This is a genomic window from Streptomyces griseorubiginosus, from assembly GCF_036345115.1.
Classification (GTDB): Bacteria; Actinomycetota; Actinomycetes; order Streptomycetales; family Streptomycetaceae; genus Streptomyces; species Streptomyces griseorubiginosus_C.
Genome location: NZ_CP107766.1, coordinates 4,163,860 through 4,181,397, shown reverse-complemented (window position 1 = coordinate 4,181,397; position 17,538 = coordinate 4,163,860). Strand labels below are relative to the sequence as shown.

General features: G+C 71.1%; 7 protein-coding genes and 1 tRNA gene. All 8 read left to right on the top strand.

Annotated features, from left to right (window positions below):
* Positions 1-99: 99 nt before the first annotated feature.
* The 8 genes from OHN19_RS18760 to OHN19_RS18725 all read left to right on the top strand — a co-directional run bounded on the left by OHN19_RS18760 (position 100) and on the right by OHN19_RS18725 (position 17,527).
* Positions 100-2,565, top strand: a complete 2,466-nt coding sequence (locus OHN19_RS18760) for a serine/threonine-protein kinase (RefSeq protein WP_330265281.1) — start codon at positions 100-102, stop codon at positions 2,563-2,565.
* 287 nt (positions 2,566-2,852) lie between these two features.
* Positions 2,853-3,050: a hypothetical protein gene (locus tag OHN19_RS18755; RefSeq protein ID WP_330265280.1), complete on the top strand. Its 198-nt coding sequence runs from the start codon at positions 2,853-2,855 to the stop codon at positions 3,048-3,050.
* Positions 3,051-3,297: 247 nt separating this feature from the next.
* On the top strand, positions 3,298-6,126 hold the full coding sequence (gene topA, locus OHN19_RS18750) for a type I DNA topoisomerase (RefSeq protein WP_330265279.1): 2,829 nt from the start codon (positions 3,298-3,300) through the stop codon (positions 6,124-6,126).
* Positions 6,127-6,278: 152 nt separating this feature from the next.
* Positions 6,279-9,461: a dTMP kinase gene (gene tmk, locus OHN19_RS18745; protein ID WP_330265278.1), complete on the top strand. Its 3,183-nt coding sequence runs from the start codon at positions 6,279-6,281 to the stop codon at positions 9,459-9,461.
* Between the two features lie 229 nt (positions 9,462-9,690).
* Entirely contained in the window at positions 9,691-10,896 is a 1,206-nt protein-coding gene (locus OHN19_RS18740; RefSeq protein WP_330265277.1) for a DNA polymerase III subunit delta', read from the top strand.
* A gap of 71 nt (positions 10,897-10,967) precedes the next feature.
* On the top strand, positions 10,968-12,551 hold the full coding sequence (locus tag OHN19_RS18735) for an alpha/beta hydrolase (RefSeq protein WP_330265276.1): 1,584 nt from the start codon (positions 10,968-10,970) through the stop codon (positions 12,549-12,551).
* Positions 12,552-12,658: 107 nt separating this feature from the next.
* Positions 12,659-12,732, top strand: a tRNA-Thr gene (locus tag OHN19_RS18730).
* Between the two features lie 790 nt (positions 12,733-13,522).
* Complete coding sequence (locus OHN19_RS18725; RefSeq protein ID WP_330265275.1) at positions 13,523-17,527, top strand: DNRLRE domain-containing protein; 4,005 nt, start codon at positions 13,523-13,525, stop codon at positions 17,525-17,527.
* Positions 17,528-17,538 lie beyond the last annotated feature (11 nt).

Genomic DNA, 17,538 nt, shown 5'->3' with positions numbered 1-17,538 from the left:
CTGTCAGTGGGGCGTGCAAAGCTACCTTCGAGGGACAGAACTGACGCGTTCTCGGGGGAGGCGCGCTGTCTCTGGCTTCGGGTCTCGGGGGGAGGCGTGATGGCGGGGGAGACGCCGGATCACGGCGAGAACAGGATCATCAACGGCCGCTACCGGCTGTCGCGCACACTCGGCGCGGGCGGCATGGGCCGCGTCTGGCTGGCGTACGACCAGGAGCTGGCCTGCGAGGTCGCGATGAAGGAGATCGCGCTTCCGGACCTGCCGACGGACGAGAGCGAGACGGCCCAGCGCATCGCCCGCGCCCGCAGCGAGGCCCGGCACGCGGCGCGGCTGCGCGGCCATCCGCATGTGGCCACGGTGCACGACGTGGTGGTGCACGAGGGGCTGCCCTGGATCGTCATGGAGTACGTGCCGGACGCGGTGGACCTCCAGGCGGTCGTACGGCGTTCCGGACCGCTGTCGCCCGAGCAGGCGGCCCGTGTCGGTCTCGCCGTCCTCGACGCGCTCACCGCGGGGCACCGCATCGGCATTCTGCACCGTGACGTGAAACCGGCCAACATCCTTCTGGCGCCGGACGCTTCGGGCGACCCCTACGCGCGCGTGCTGCTCACCGACTACGGCATCGCCCTCCAGCCCGAGTCCCGCGAACCCCGGCTCACCGCGACCGCCGGCATCCTCGGCACGCCGGGCTATCTGGCCCCGGAGCGCGCGCGGGGCGAGCCGCCGACCCCGGCCGCGGACCTGTTCTCCCTGGGCGCCACGCTGTACGCCGCCGTCGAGGGGCGCGGCCCCTTCGACCGGCACGGCGAATTCGCCACGCTGACAGCCCTGTTGGGCGAGGAGCCCACACCGCCCGTCCGGGCCGGCGACCTCACGCCGGTGCTGCTGGGACTGCTGGTCAAGGACCCCGTGCGCAGGTTCTCGCCGGAGGCGGTGCGGCGGGGGCTGGAGGGGGTCGTGCAGGGGGCGGCAGGGGTGCGGGGCGCCGGGGGCGCGTTCGGCGGTTCGGCGGGGCCCGGGTACGGCTTCTCGGGGGGCGCGTTCGGGGCGGTGGCCGGGGGGTGGGGAGCGGGGGCTCCTCAGACGCCGGGTGCGTCGGGCACACCGGGTGCGTCGGGCACACCGGGTGCGCCGGGGATGCCGGGCACGCCGGGGGTGCCAGGGGTTTCTGGGACACCGGGGGCACCGCAGACGCCGCATACTCCGGCGGACGTGGGCCGGGGCGGGGCGGCCGACGCGCGCCCCGCCGGGGCAGGTCCGGCCGACGGTTCTGCAGGCGGCGAGGGGGCGGGCACGCCCGGTTCCTCACCGGGTTCCGCATCGCCGTACAGCGCGTGGCCGCCCGCCGCGGGGCAGACGCCGGAACCGGGCAATCCCTATGTGCAGGGGGCGGGTTCGCCGTATGCGGGAGGCGGGGCCCAGGCAGGACCGTACGGCGACGGTGGCGGTGTCCAGTCCTACGGGTCCGGACCTCCGCCGCCGTACGCGAGCGGATACGGCGCTCCCGGTACGCCGCACAACACCGGTGGTCCCGGCACCCCGAGTACTCCCGGCGGGTCCACCGTCGCCGGTGCGCAGACCGTCTTCGGCGGCCCCGGCTTCCCCGGTGGACCCGGTGGCCCCGGCGGCCGGACCCCCTTCTCCCCACCCTCACCCCCACCACCCCGCCCCGCCGCCAAGAACCGCCTCGCGCTCCTCGCCCTGGTCGTCGGACTGGCGCTCGTCGTCGCCGGGGGCGCCTGGGCCGCCGTATCGCTGACCGGGGACGACGGCGGGAAGGAGGCCGCTACCAAGTCCTCCCCGAGCGCGACTACGTCACAAAAGGCCTCACCCACCGGCCCCGTGCTGCCGTACGGCGAGGTCGTCGGGCTCGACCAGCCCCTGGAGGCAGGTGACTGTGTGCAGGCGGTGTGGTCGGGGGCGCCGTTCAGGTCGGCGCCGAACCTGGGGGTCGTGGACTGCGCGGACGACTGGCCGGACGGCCAGGTCGTGGCGGTCGACACGGCCACCGGCTTCGCCGACGCCAAGGCCCGCGGCGCCGAACGCTGCGCGGACCTCAGCCGGCCCGTCGTGGACGCGCTCCCCGACGCGGCCGGGTACGCGGTCCTGCCGACCGAGGAGGGCTTCGCCACGGCGGGCCGGGGCACCGCGTGTCTCGTGCTCGGCCGCCATGCCGCGATAGGCGGTGAGGTGGGCCGCTTCCGGGACCTGGGCACGGACCTGTGGGTCGGTCAGATGAGCGTCGGCGACTGCTGGGTCTACCAGCAGCTCGACGACGGCTACAAAGCACCGCTCACCGACTGCTCGAAACCCCACACCGACCAGGTGATCGGCACTGTCCAGGCCCCGGCCGAAATGACCTACAAGAAGGGGACCGACAACGCGACCAAGTTGTGCGGCAACAAATTCGAGTCGAGCTGGGCGCCCGGTCAGGAGCGACTCGTGTACGGGTGGGTGGCCGACGAGGACGACTGGAAGAAGGGATTCAACAAGATCGTGTGCACGGTGAGCCTGACCGACAACAAGAAGTCGAGCGGGAAGATACCCCCGCCCGGCGCGGTCTGAATCCGGTCGGTTTTCGGCTCCCGAGAGACCGAATCCGGGTCGCCGCCGGGCACGGACACGTGCGCACCCGGTCACCCGCGTGTGGGATCCGGGTGAGAACCGGGCGAGAACCCGACGGGATCCGTGGGCGGCCGGGGCAGGACCCGGGCGCTCGATCGGGACAGGCCGGGGCAGTCCGCGGCGGTGTCGGCCCGGCGTTCACCCGGGGTTCGCCTGGCCGCCGTCCGCGCGTGCAAGTCTCCATGGGAACCGCACGCGCGGCCGGGAGAAGAGGGGCACGGGGAGCCATGGAGAGCGAGTCGGCGATCTTCGCGGGATTGGTGTTCGCCCTGTTCGGAGGCGCGCTCCTGGTGTGGACCGCGGCCCGGGTGCGCCATCGCCGGCCCGTCGCCCTCGGTGTGAGTCCCGTCGCATCGGCGACCGTCGCGACCCTCGCCGCGCTCCTCGCGCTGGCCCTCGGCGTATGGTGCCTGACCCGGCTCTAGAACGACTCGGCGGGCGTCACGACCGGCCAATTGGGAGATCACCCTCCGGATGAGCCGGAAAAGGCCGGTGAGGACTCCGGGCGGCAGGAATGGCGGTAGTCGGGTTACCGTTCGAGTGGCCGTTGTGGGCTTTTCCCGTTTGACACGGGGGCGGGATGTACCGTCACACTCCGCAGCGTCAGCATGACCCGACCCCGGGAACCAAGGCCTGGGGATACCCCAGCGTCGACCGGAGAGAAGAGCGAAGTTGTCCCCGACCAGCGAGACCGCACAGGGCGGCCGCCGACTCGTCATCGTCGAGTCGCCTGCCAAGGCGAAGACGATCAAGGGCTATCTCGGCCCCGGATACGTCGTCGAGGCGAGCGTCGGGCACATCCGCGACCTCCCCAACGGCGCCGCGGAGGTGCCCGAGAAGTACACCGGCGAGGTCCGCCGCCTCGGCGTGGACGTCGAGCACGACTTCGAGCCCATCTATGTCGTCAACGCCGACAAGCGGGCCCAGGTCAAGAAGCTCAAGGACCTCCTGAAGGACTCCGACGAGCTCTTCCTCGCCACCGATGAGGACCGCGAGGGCGAGGCCATCGCGTGGCACCTCCAGGAGGTGCTCAAGCCCAAGGTCCCGGTCAAGCGGATGGTCTTCCACGAGATCACCAAGGCCGCGATCCAGGCCGCCGTCGCCAACCCGCGCGAGCTGAACCAGAAGCTGGTCGACGCCCAGGAGACCCGCCGTATCCTCGACCGCCTCTACGGCTACGAGGTCTCGCCGGTCCTGTGGAAGAAGGTCATGCCGCGCCTGTCGGCCGGCCGTGTCCAGTCGGTCGCGACCAGGCTCGTCGTCGAGCGGGAGCGCGAGCGCATCGCGTTCCGCTCCGCCGAGTACTGGGACCTGACGGGCACCTTCGCGACCGGCCGTGCCGGGGACCCCTCGGACCCGTCGTCGCTGGTCGCGCGCCTCCAGACCGTCGACGGCAGGCGGGTCGCACAGGGCCGCGACTTCGACTCCCTGGGACAGCTCAAGAGCGCGAACACCCTCCACCTCGACGAGGCGAACGCCCGCGCGCTCGCCGCCGCCCTGGAGCAGACGCGGTTCGCCGTCCGCTCGGTCGAGTCCAAGCCGTACCGCCGCTCGCCGTACGCCCCGTTCCGTACGACGACCCTCCAGCAGGAGGCCTCGCGCAAGCTCGGCTTCGGCGCGAAGGCGACCATGCAGGTGGCGCAGAAGCTGTACGAGAACGGCTTCATCACGTACATGCGTACGGACTCCACGACCCTCAGCGACACGGCCATCGCCGCCGCCCGCGCCCAGGTCACCCAGCTCTACGGCGCCGACTACCTGCCGTCGAGTCCGCGGACGTACGCCGGGAAGGTCAAGAACGCCCAGGAGGCGCACGAGGCGATCCGCCCCTCGGGTGATCGTTTCCGCACCCCGGCCGAGACCGGTCTGACCGGCGACCAGTTCAAGCTCTACGAGCTGATCTGGAAGCGCACGGTCGCCTCGCAGATGAAGGACGCCACCGGCAACAGCGTCACGGTCAAGATCGGTGGCACCGCCGCCGACGGCCGGGACGTCGAGTTCAGCGCGTCCGGCAAGACGATCACCTTCCACGGCTTCCTGAAGGCCTACGTCGAGGGCGCCGACGACCCGAACGCGGAGCTGGACGACCGCGAGCGCCGGCTGCCCCAGGTCGCCGAGGGCGACGCCCTGAGCGCCGAGGAGATCACGGTCGACGGGCACGCCACCAAGCCCCCGGCCCGCTACACCGAGGCCAGCCTGGTCAAGGAGCTCGAAGAGCGGGAGATCGGCCGTCCGTCGACGTACGCCTCGATCATCGGCACGATCCTCGACCGCGGCTATGTCTTCAAGAAGGGCACCGCGCTCGTCCCGTCCTTCCTGTCCTTCGCCGTGGTCAACCTCCTGGAGAAGCACTTCGGGCGGCTCGTCGACTACGACTTCACGGCCCGCATGGAGGACGACCTCGACCGCATCGCGGCCGGCCAGGCGCAGTCCGTGCCGTGGCTGAAGCGCTTCTACTTCGGCGAGGGCACGGCAGCGGGCGGCGCGGCCGACGCGGGCAACGGCGACGGGGACCACCTCGGCGGCCTCAAGGAGCTGGTGACCGACCTGGGCGCGATCGACGCGCGCGAGGTGTCCTCGTTCCCGGTGGGCAACGACATCGTGCTCCGGGTCGGCCGCTACGGCCCGTACATCGAGCGCGGCGAGAAGGACTCCGAGAACCACCAGCGGGCCGACGTGCCCGAGGACCTGGCTCCCGACGAGCTGTCCGTCGAGCTCGCGGAGGAGCTGCTCGCCAAGCCGAGCGGTGACTTCGAGCTCGGCGCCGACCCGGTGACGGGCCACCAGATCATCGCCCGCGACGGCCGCTACGGCCCGTACGTCACCGAGGTGCTCCCCGAGGGCACCCCGAAGACCGGCAAGAACGCGGTGAAGCCGCGCACGGCCTCGCTGTTCAAGTCCATGTCCCTGGACACGGTGACCCTCGAGGACGCCCTCAAGCTGATGTCGCTGCCGCGCGTCGTCGGCGCCGACGCGGAGGGTCAGGAGATCACCGCGCAGAACGGCCGCTACGGGCCGTATCTGAAGAAGGGCACGGACTCGCGCTCGCTCCAGACCGAGGAGCAGCTCTTCACGATCACCCTCGAAGAGGCCCTCCAGATCTACTCCCAGCCCAAGCAGCGCGGCCGCGCCGCCGCCAAGCCGCCGCTGAAGGAGCTGGGCACCGACCCGGTCAGCGAGAAGCCGGTCGTGGTCAAGGACGGCCGCTTCGGGCCGTACGTCACCGACGGGGAGACCAACGCGACCCTGCGCTCCGGCGACAGCGTCGAGACGATCACCCCCGAGCGCGGCTACGAGCTGCTCGCCGAGAAGCGGGCCAAGGGCCCCGCCAAGAAGACGGCGAAGAAGGCGCCCGCGAAGAAGGCCCCGGCCAAGAAGGCGACGGCCGCCAAGAAGACCGCGGCGAAGAAGACGACCACGGCCGCTAAGAAGACGACGGCGAAGAAGACCACCGCGACCGCGAAGAAGGCGGCGGCTTCGAAGGCGGCGTCCGAGGACTGAGTTCTCGGTGGCGGCGTCGCAGGACTGAGTCCGGCGCTGTTCCTCCACCGAGGCTTCGCATTGCGAACGTCCCGGCATCACTTTGGTGTCGGGACGTGCGCACGTCAGGACGGGCCCTCCGGGCTGTCGGTGGCTCCCGATAGGCTGAACGCATGACCCGTGCGGAGCAGCCAACGGCCCCTGAACCGGCCCCCGACGACGCCCTGGTCGCGGACTCCCGCGAGCGCGCCGTCCGCGCCCTGCTGCGCAGGCCCCAGCTCAAACGCCTGTGGAGCGCCCAACTCGTGGGCGGTGTCGGCGACACCCTCGCGCTCCTGGTGCTGGTCCTGCTGGCCCTTCAGGCGGCGATCGCCGAGGGCTCGTTCGGCGGCGGCTACCGGGGCGTGGCGTTCGCAGTGGCGACCGTCTTCGGCACGCGCGTGCTGGCGACGCTGCTCTTCGGCGCGGTCCTGCTCGGCCCGTTGACCTCGCTCACCTCGCAGGAGGGGCCGCTCGACCGCCGCTGGACCATGGTCGGCGCGGACGGCCTCAGGGTGGCGCTGCTGATCGTCGCGCCCCTGTGGATCGACTGGACGCCGGAGAACGCGCTCGCGGTGCTCCTGGTGACCGCCTTCGTGACGGGTGTCGCCGAGCGCTTCTGGACCGTGTGCCGCGAGAGCGCGGCCCCCGCCCTGCTGCCGGCTCCGCCGCCCGAGGGGGCGACGGTACGGCCGCTGCCGGACCACCTGGACGCGCTGCGCCGCCTGTCGCTGCGGACGACCTTCGTGGTGATCCCGCTCGCCGCCGCCGCGCTCGTCGCCGCGGGCCTGCTCAACAACCTGCTGGGCTCCGGCATCGACTGGTTCGGCCAGCACCAGGCGGCCCTCGCCTCGTACGTCGCGGCCGGTCTGTTCGCCGCCTCCCTGTCGGTGCTGACCTTCCTGGAGCTGCCCGACACCCGCACCCCGCGCGCGCGTTCGCCGCTGGAGGGGCTGCGTCGGCCCAAGGCCGGCACCGGTGTCGACAAGGGCCGTACCGGCGCGATCCCGCTGCTGGTACCGGCCTGCGCGGCCGTCGCCGGGGCGATCGCCGCCGCCGTGGCCGTCGCCGTGCTGCACGCCAAGGACATGGGCGGCGGGCCGGTCACGTACGGCCTGATAGTGGCCGCGCTGACCGGCGGAGTCGTCGTCGGTGTCCGTACGGCGCCCAGGGTGCTGGTCTCCCTGTCGCGGCGCCGGCTGCTCGCGCTGGCGATCGCCTTCACCGGCATCGCCCTGCTGGCCGCCGGGCTCGTCCCGGACCTCACGACCGTGCTGCTGATCGAGGTGCTGGCCGGCATCGGTGCCGGGGTGGCCGCCAACACCGGGCACACCCTGCTCGACCAGGAGACCGAGGAATACCGGCGGGCGCGCATCACCGAGCACCTGCACGCGGTCGTACGCGTGTGTGTGGCGCTCGGCGCGCTGGTCGCGCCCGTGGTCGCCGCGGCGATCGGACCGCACCGGCTGGAGAACGGCAAGTTCGTGTTCGCGCACGGCGGTGCCGCGTTCGTCCTGATGCTGGTCGGCGCGCTGCTGCTGCCGGTGGCCGCGCTGGTGCTCGCCAAGGTCGACGACCGCTCCGGCGTACCGCTCCGGCACGACCTGCGGGACGCGCTGCTGGGCGGCGACGACCCGGAGACGGTGCCCGCCGGCACCGGTTTCTTCATCGCGCTGGAGGGCGGCGACGGGGCCGGGAAGTCCACCCAGGCCGAGGCGCTCGCCGAGTGGATCAGGGCCAAGGGACACGAGGTCGTGGTCACGCGCGAACCGGGGGCGACCCCGGTCGGCAAGCGGCTGCGGTCGATCCTGCTGGACGTGTCGAGCGCCGGACTGTCGCACCGCGCGGAGGCGCTGCTGTACGCGGCGGACCGCGCGGAGCACGTGGACACCGTGGTCCGGCCCGCGCTGGAGCGCGGCGCGGTCGTCATCTCCGACCGGTACATCGACTCCTCGGTGGCCTACCAGGGCGCCGGGCGCGACCTGTCCCCGACGGAGATCGCCCGCATCAACCGCTGGGCGACCAACGGCCTGGTGCCGCATCTGACCGTCCTGCTGGACGTCTCGCCCGAGATCGCCCGCGAGCGGTTCACCGAGGCGCCGGACCGGCTGGAGTCGGAGCCGGCGGAGTTCCACGCGCGCGTGCGGTCCGGATTCCTCACGCTCGCCGCGGCCGACCCCGGGCGCTACCTGGTCGTGGACGCGGGCCAGGAGCCCGAGGCCGTCACCACCGTCGTACGGCATCGCCTCGACCAGATGCTGCCGCTGTCCGAGCAGGAGATCCGGGAGCAGGAGGAGGCCCGCCGCAAGGCCGAGGAGGAGGCGCGGCGCAAGGCCGAGGAAGAGGCCGCTCGCAAGGCCGAGGAGGAGCGCCTGGAGCGTGAGCGCCAGGAGCAGCTCGCCCGGCTGAAGGCCGAGGAGGAGGAGCGCAAGCGCCGCGAGCTGGAGGAGGCCCAGCGGCGCGAGGCCGAGCGGCAGGCGGAGGAGGCCCGGCTGCGGGCCGAGGAAGCGCGCAAGCGGGCCGAGGAGGAGCGGGTGCGGCTCCTCGCCGAGGAGAAGGCCCGCGCCGAGGAGGAGGCCCGGCGCAAGGCCCGCGAGGAAGCCGCCCGCAAGCAGGCCGAGGAGGAGACACGGCTGCGTGCCGCGGCTGAGGAGCGGCGGCTGGAGAAGCAGCGCAAGGCCGAGGAGGCCCTGCTGCGGGCCGAGGAGGCGCGGCGGCTGGCCGAGACCGCGACCGCGGCTGCGGAGGCGGGACCGAAGCAGTCCGCGACGCCTTCGGCGGGGCTGGACGCGGCGACCGTGCCCACGCCCGTGGTGACGCCGACGAACGCGTCGGGCGGCCCGGTGGACGAGACGGCGGTGCTGCCCCGGGTCTCCATGACGAAGGACGACGAGGAGTCCTCCGAGGCGTCCGGCGAGGCCTCCGACTCCGAGGTGACGGCCCAGCTCCCGCAGCCGCCGGTGCCGCCTCCGGGTACGGCGGACGAGACGGCGGTGCTGCCTGCTGTGCCTCCGGGTGCGGCGGACGAGACGGCCGTGCTTCCTCCGGTGCCTCCGGGTGCCGCCGATGAGACCGCGGTGCTGCCTCCGGTGTCGGGGGACGGGCCTTCGGACCGGGTGCCGCCGGGTTACTTCCGGGACGAGGAGCGCACGCGGGAGCTGCCGCAGCTCGACGAGAAGGGCACGCCTCGGCGGAGGCCCCGGTCGGACTGGGCCGAGGAGACGCCGCTGGACGATCTGCCGTCCCTGGCGGACGAGTTGCTCGGGCCGCATGACGAGGAGTACGGGGACGGACGGGGGCGGCGTCGGGGGCGGTAGCGGTCCGGCTTTCGGGTGCGGGTGCGCTGTGGCTGGTCGCGCAGTTCCCCGCGCCCCTGGGTGGGTGCAGCGCAGGAAGTCGAGCTGCACCTACCTGTCTGGGGGCGCGGGGAACTGCGCGTCCAGCCCTCACCGGCCCGCGGCCGACGACCGACCGTGCACCCGTTGTCAGTGCTCACCCTCACAATGGACTCGACGCGCAAGGCATGACGAAAGGGCGGCGTGATCCATGACCGTGTGGGACGACCTGGTCGGGCAGGAGCGGGTGAGCGAGCAGCTCGCGGCCGCCGCGCGGGACGCCGACGCCCTGGTCACCGCCGTCGCCACCGACGCCCCGCCCCCCGAGGCGTCGAAGATGACCCATGCCTGGCTGTTCACCGGCCCTCCCGGAGCGGGCCGGAGCCAGGCGGCGAGGGCCTTCGCGGCCGCGCTGCAGTGCGTCAGCCCCGACCGGGCCCTCGGCGGAGTACCGGGCTGCGGATTCTGCGACGGATGTCATACGGCACTCATCGGCACCCACGCCGACGTCACCTCCGTGGCCGCCGTCGGCACCCAGATCCTCGCCGACGACATGCGGGACACCGTGCGGAAGTCCTTCACCTCGCCGGCGAACGGCCGCTGGCAGATCATCCTCGTCGAGGACGCCGAGCGACTGAACGAGAAGTCGGCCAACGCGGTCCTCAAGGCCGTGGAGGAGCCGGCCCCGCGCACGGTGTGGCTGCTGTGCGCCCCCTCCATCGAGGACGTCCTGCCGACGATCCGTTCCCGCTGCCGGCACCTGAACCTGTCCACCCCCTCCGTCGACGCCGTCGCCGACATGCTCGTGCGCAGGGAGGGCATCGAGCCCGCCGCGGCGATGGCCGCCGCCCGCGCCACCCAGGGCCATGTCGACCGGGCCCGTCGCCTCGCCACCGACCCGGCGGCCCGCGAACGCCGTGCCGCCGTGCTGAAGCTGCCCCTGCGCATCGACGACATCGGCGGCTGCCTCAGGGCGGCCCAGGAACTCGTGGACGCGGCGGCCGACGACGCCAAGCAGTTGGCCGAGGAGATGGACGGCAAGGAGACGGAGGAGCTGAAGGCGGCGATGGGTGCCGCACAGGGCGGCCGGATGCCGCGCGGCACGGCGGGGGTGATGAAGGACCTGGAGGACAAGCAGAAGCGCCGCAGAACCCGCACGCAGCGCGACAGCCTCGACCTGGCGCTGACCGACCTCACCGCCTTCTACCGCGATGTCCTCGCCCTTCAGCTCGGCTCGAAGGTGGCGATCGCCAACGCGGACGCCGAGGACGCCCTGGAGCGGCTCGCCCGCGGCAGCTCACCGGAGAGCACCCTGCGCCGTATCGAGGCGATCGGCGCCTGCCGCGAGGCCCTCGACCGCAACGTGGCCCCGCTGCTCGCGGTGGAGGCGATGACGATGGCGCTCAGAGCGGGTTGACCGTGTCACTCGTACGAGGCTTTGTTCACACGGATTGTGATCAGCAAACTGCACAGAGTTACTCTCGCCTGATGCACACCAGGCGCAGCTCCCGCTCCCTCCGCACCGGCGGCATCCTGCTGGCCGCGGCCCTTCTCGCCTCCGCCTGCTCCGCCAGCGCCTCGACGAGTTCGGTCGGCTCGGCCACTGCGGCCGCCGACGTGACGCCGGCCGCGCTGCCGAAGGCGCCGCCGGCCGCGCTCGCGTCGTACTACGGACAGAAGGTGCGCTGGCGAGGCTGCGGGGTCCCCGGCTTCGAGTGCGCCACGCTGAAGGCCCCGCTCGACTACGACAAGCCGGCCCAGGGGGACATCCGTCTCGCCGTCACCCGCAAGAAGGCCACCGGGCCGGGCAAGCGCCTCGGGTCGCTGTTCGTGAACCCGGGCGGACCGGGCGGCTCGGCGGTCGGCTACGTCCAGGCGTACGCCGGGATCGGCTACCCCGCGGCGGTCCGGGCCCGGTACGACATGGTCGCGATCGACCCGCGCGGAGTCGCCCGCAGTGAGCCCGTCGAATGTCTCGACGGGCGGGACATGGACACGTACACCCAGACGGACACCACCCCCGACGACGCGCGCGAGACCACGGAACTCGTCGACGCCTACAAGGAGTTCGCGGAGGCGTGCGGCGCGCACGCGCCGGGCCTGCTGCGGCATGTTTCGACGGTCGAGACAGCCCGGGACATGGACGTCGTGCGGGCGGTGCTGGGCGACCGGAAGCTGAACTACGTGGGGGCGTCGTACGGGACGTTCCTCGGGGCGACGTACGCGGGACTGTTCCCCGGCCGCGCGGGGCGGCTGGTGCTGGACGGTGCGATGGACCCCTCGCTGCCCGCGCGCCGGATGAACCTCGACCAGACGGCCGGGTTCGAGACGGCGTTCCAGTCGTTCGCGAAGGACTGTGTGCAGCAGCCGGACTGCCCGCTCGGCACGAAGGGCACGTCGACCGCCGAGGTCGGCCGGAACCTCAAGGCCTTCTTCACGCGGCTGGACGCGCACCCGATCCCCACCGGCGACGCGGACGGCCGCAGGCTCGGCGAGGCCCTCGCCACGACCGGTGTGATCGCGGCGATGTACGACGAGAGCTCCTGGGCGCAGCTGCGGGAGGCGCTTACCTCGGCGATCAAGGAGAAGGACGGCGCCGGCCTCCTGGTCCTGTCGGACAGCTACTACGAGCGGGACGCCGACGGTCGCTACAGCAACCTGATGTCCGCCAACGCGGCCGTGAACTGCCTCGACCTGCCGCCTGCCTACGACACTCCGGAGGAGGTCGAGAGGGCGCTGCCGTCCTTCGAGAAGGCGTCGCCGGTCTTCGGCGAGGGCCTCGCGTGGGCGTCGCTGAGCTGTGCGTACTGGCCGGTCGGGGCCACGGGTGAACCCCACCGCATCGAGGCGCGGGGCGCCGCCCCGATCGTGGTGGTCGGCACGACGCGCGACCCGGCCACGCCGTACCGCTGGGCCCGTGCCCTGGCCGCCCAGCTCACCTCGGCCCGCCTGCTCACCTACGAGGGCGACGGCCACACCGCGTACGGTCGCGGCAGCGCCTGCATCGACTCCACGATCAACGCGTACCTGCTCCGCGGCACCCCTCCGACGAACGGAAAGCGCTGCTCATGACCCCGCCGACGGGGGGTCCCGGGGCGCCTTGAGGGCTGGTGCGGAGCACCCCCGGAAACTGTGTAGACTTACCGACGTTGCTGATCGCACCATAGTGCGGACGGCGCGCCGCCTTAGCTCAGATGGCCAGAGCAACGCACTCGTAATGCGTAGGTCTCGGGTTCGAATCCCGAAGGCGGCTCTCTGAAGGCCCCAGGACTCACTCGCGTGACCTGGGGTTTCTCCTTTTCCGTGGCCAGTGAGTGGTCTAAATCTTTGCCCCGTGAGCTGGCGTGATGGGGGTGCCCCGGCGTGCTCGTCGCCGGTCGCGAGCACCCGCATACCGGTCCCCGTGCCTCCCCGTGCCACCAATGCCGGCACCGTCTCTTCGTGGGACCCACCTCGCCAAGGCTCCCGGGTCTCTTCGCTGGACATCACGATTGCGTTATTTGTCAGCTTCTTTACGATCTTCCCTCATCGATTCACAAAGAGTTCTTGGTTGTCCTATACGTAGCTCTTTATCCACGGCTGCCTTAGGAGGTCGCTCGGTAAGCGTCAGCAGGGCAAAAGCCACGACAAGGCCGCAAAAAAGTGACCCTGCGTCATCTCGCTTGCGTCATCAGGGTCGCCGCTGCCGCCGCCGCACCTGGTCGCCCATCATCACAACCGGCCGCTTGAAGGTGAGATGAGAAGATCGCGCGCCGCATATGTGTGTCTTTTGTGTCTGGGTGCGGTCGTCTCTGTTCGCCTTTGAGGGGTGGGAACACGTGCTGTCTCGAAGATTCGGCGGTGGGCTGATAGGTCCGCCGTATTCCCGATGGTTCGCTGTCGTGGCAGCAGGAGCAGTAGTGTCCGCCCTCGCTGTCGTTCCCGCCGCACCCGCAGTCATGGCCGACTCGTCTGCCACTGCCACTGCCACTGCCACTGCCACAGTCGCTTCACTCCCGGACGCCCCCGCCGCAACCACGGCCGCCAGACAGCAGGGCAGTCCGGTGGAGGTGCTGGACGACCGGACCGATGCATCGCAGACCTTCGCCAACCCGGACGGCACCTTCTCCTACCAGACGTTCGCCGAGCCGAAGTGGGTGATGCGGAAGGGGAGTTGGCAGGAGCTGGACGCGTCCTTGCGGCAGACGCCGGACGGCGACTGGGCGCCGGCACTCTCGGAATCACCTCTGGTGCTCTCGGGCGGGGGCAGCGGTCCCCTGGCGACGCTGACCGTCGACGGCAAGCAGATGACGCTGACTTGGCCGAGTGCGCTGCCGGAGCCGACCGCGTCGGGGGCGACGCTCACCTATCCGGACGTGTTGTCCGGGGTGGATCTGCAGGTGACAGCCACTTCGGCGGGCGGCGCGGAGGAAACGCTGGTCGTCAAGGACGCGACTGCGGCATCCGGTCCCGCGCTCCAGGACCTCGTCCAGACCGTCGACACCGGCAAGGGGGCCACGGCGGCAACGGACGCTGGAGGGAACCTCACTGTCACTGACGCGCAGGGGGATGTGCTGGTCAACTCACCCGCCCCGGTGATGTGGGATTCCGCCACCGCCACTGACGCCGCCCCCGCCTCGGACAGCGCGAGCCCTTCCCATGATGCGACCGCCGATGGTGCGCACGCGGCCGACGCGGGTCGCGTCGCGGTCGGGCCCCTCCCTTCCGGTACCCGTTCCACCAGCCAGGGGCCGGGCTCGCGAGCGCACCAGGGGCTGGTCAAGGCAAGCCTGCGGAACCACACTCTGCGACTGGTCGCGGACAAGAGCCTGTTGGCCGCGGCATCCACGGTGTTCCCGGTCTACATCGACCCGTCCTACACCCCGCACCCCTCCTCAGGCGCGGCATTGAACTACGACGAGGTCCAGCAGGCGTACCCCACGACATCGAACTGGGACACGGCTCCGAGTTCCGGGAACGCGACGGGATATCAGGGCTTCTCGTCCCCGACGGGGATCGAGCGCACCTACTACAACCTGAGTGTGCCGTCCGCGATCTCCGGCGCCACTGTTCTGTCGGCGACGCTGAACACGAAGGTCAGCTACGCGGCGGCGGCCGGCTCGACGACCACCACCGTCGACGTCTGGTCCATGTGCACGATCAGCACCGCCACGACATGGAACAACCAGCCCTGCAAGGACAAGTCGGTCAACCCCAACTACCCCGATCCGGCCGTGGCCAAGAGCTTCACGACCACCAGCCAGAGTCCGAACCTGGCAGTGGCTTTCAATGTGACGCCATCGATGCAGATGCTGGCCGACAAAAGCGCGAACAATTGGACGATCGGCCTGTTCAACGCCACGGAGACCGATGACTCGCACTTTGTGCGGTTCGCCACCAACCCCACCTTCTCCATCACCTACGACCACGCGCCGGCGACCCCGACCGGCGAAGCCGTCACGCCGGTCGCGGTGACGGGCGGGGTGACGCACACGGCGAGCCCGACGCCGACCTTCTCGGCGGGCGCCACCGACGCCGACAGCGACACCGTCAAGCTGGCCTTCCAGGTACTCTCCGGCAGCACGGTGGTGGCGTCCGGCACCAGCGCGTTCGTCGACTCCGGTGCGACCGGCACTTTCACCCCCAGCAGCACGCTGGCGCCCGGCACCTACACCTGGCAGGTCCGCGCGACCGACGGCGCCTACTACGGCGCATGGAGCGCAGCCCAGAGCCTGACCGTGGACGACACGACTCCGGCCGTGCCGATGGACCTGCAAGCCGCGGGCACGGACAGCGGTACGCCTTTGCTCTCAGGCGTGGTCTACGACCAGAGCGGCGACGACGTCACCGGCAACATCTACCTCACCGACTCGTCCGGCAATGCCGTCATCGCCACCCCCACCGCCACCGGAACGGTGCCCAGCGGCCAGCGGGTGACGTATCAGCTGCCGGCCGGCAGCCTCACCGTAGGCGCCACCTACCACTGGTACATGACGGCCTGCGACGGCTCGCTGTGCTCAGCCTCGACGGCCACCCGTACCTTCACCGTCACCGACCCACCGGCCGACACCACCGCGGCCACCCCCGCCAACGCCGTCACCACGACCCTGTCAGCCTCCGCGCTCGGACTGGAGGACGGCATCAGCGACACCACCGGATGCGGCGGCACCGCCTGCGGCGTGAACACCGGCGTGACCGGCCCCGCAGTCGGCGGCGACGGCACCGACCACTGGGTGTCCGCGCTGAAGCCGGACCTGTCAGGCATACCGGCCGGGTCCACGATCTACAGCGCCACGCTGCAGCTGACCAAAACCGGCTGCACCGGTGACTGCACCGCCGACACGATGAACCTCGACCTGGCCCAGTCCGATCCGGCGGCGCAGAACACCGGCGCGCTGCTGGCCGCGGACCTCGACACCCAGTCCGACACGGTCTACACCGGCACGGAGGCCACCGCCGCCGTCGACCTGACGGGAGTCGTCTCCCAGTGGCTGAACGGCGGCGTGCCCGACAACGGCCTGGTGCTGGAGGCCCAGGACCAGGCCACCGCCACCAGTGGGGTCACCTTCTCCGCTCCGACCCTGACCATCGTCTACACCGTCCCAACCGTTCCCGGCGCTCCGACCGGCCTGAGCGCCGCAGCCGGAGACGGCGGTGTCCTGCTCACCTGGGTCCCGCCGGCCAACCCGGGTTACCAGGACACCACGGGTTCATCCATCACCGGATACACCCTCACCGCCACCGACTCGGCGGGCGCCGCCGTGGCCACCGCCACAGCCACCGGCCAGAAGGGCGTCCTCACCGGCCTGACCAACGGCACCGCGTACACCTTCTCCGTGGCCGCCACCAACTCCGTCGGCACCGGCACCCCTGCCACCACCTCCGCGGCGCCCGCCGCCGTCCCCGGCGGGCCCACTCGCTACATCCAGGGCGTCAACCAGTACCTGAACGCCCAGGATCAGATGGAGGAAACGCAGAACCTCGCCACCACCGCTGTGTCCCATGTGCAGGCTCAGAGCAGCAGTGACGCCGAACCGATGACCATGAGCTCCGCTCAGGTCGCCGCTCAGGTGGACACCGCCTACAGTGCCTCCGCCAGCTTCGCCAACCTGCTGACGGCCGACTCGGCGAACGCACAGAACACCGCGGCGCTCGAGAACGCCAACAGCATGACCGACAACCAGGACGCCACGGCGCTGAGCAACTCCCTCGCGATGCCGAGCTCGGACGGGCAGAGCGTGACGGTGTTCACCTTCGCCGACGAGACCTTCACCACCGTGGACACCAGCACGGGCACCAGCGTGTCCACCCCCGGCGAAGACTCGGCCGACGACGAGTTCTTCCTCACCGCCGGCACCACCCCGTACCTGACCGGCCGGATCGACGCCGACCAGGCCCTGGACCCGGTCACGGACGGCACCAACATCACCGCAACAGCCGGCAACGTGGACCAGTCCGCCACGGACACCAGCGCGTACTGGGACCTGAGCGCAAACGGGCAGTTCACACTCAACCCCAGTTACACCGACCCGGGCGGCGGCGGTGGCTACGGCAACTCCTACGTGTCCGCATGGGCCCTCAAGCACGTCCACAGCAGCAACCAATTCGGCGACGACTGCACCGACTTCGTCTCCAAGTCCATGGCCTACGGCGGCGACTTCTCGGAGATCTACACGAAGGCCGGCTTCAGGGGCACCCGCACGAACACCTCGAACGACCACTACTGGTTCCTGTACTACAACACCGTCGGCGGGCACTACGCCTGGAGCCACACCTGGACGGTCGCGCACGACAACTATCTCTTCGAGAAGGCGCAAGGAGCCTTCTTCGTCCCCAGCAAGTCCGAGTACGCCCCCGGCGACATCGTCTGGGTCAACTGGAAGGGCGGCAGCTCCGCCGGCATCAGCCACGCCGCGATCATCACCAAGGTCGTGGGTTCGCACATCTACGTCACCCAGCACAGCAACAACCGGACCGAGCCGATCTACAAGGTGGCCGGAGTGACGCAGTACTGGACAGCGCAACATCCTCACCTGCGCATCTGGGTCGCAGAACCGTGGGTGAAGTGAATACCGTGACC